General features: G+C 55.4%; 1 pseudogene. It reads left to right on the forward strand.

Going from position 1 to position 350, the window contains the following annotated elements:
* Positions 1–204, forward strand: a pseudogene (locus tag LU493_RS19860) (hypothetical protein); the annotation flags it as partial.
* Between the last annotated feature and the right edge of the window lie 146 nt (positions 205–350).

Consider the following 350-nt stretch of genomic DNA (forward strand, 5'->3'; position numbering starts at 1 on the left):
TGGCAGGCAGACGCCTGCCGCTGGCGAGCAGGAGAGTTTAATCCGGCCACCTGGAGCCAGCGGCTGCTGGCCGGGCAACATATCGTGCCGCTGATCCACCACTGGCTGATGATTCAGGGTCAGCGCAGTATGCGCGGCGTGAGGATGAATACCCTCGGCTGGTTCGATTTTAAATCCGCATGGTTTGCGCCGCCGGAGCCGTAAGCGCTTTCCGTCATCTGACAAAATCATTACACTAAGGCCGTTCTCAACGGGGTGCTAATAAACATACGCAATATCATTCAAGTTGCATCAAGGCAGCAAGCGGGTGAATCCCCTGGAGCATAGATAACTATGTGACTGGGGTGAAC

The sequence above is a fragment of the Halomonas elongata genome, assembly GCF_029081005.1.
Lineage (GTDB): Bacteria > Pseudomonadota > Gammaproteobacteria > Pseudomonadales > Halomonadaceae > Halomonas > Halomonas elongata_B.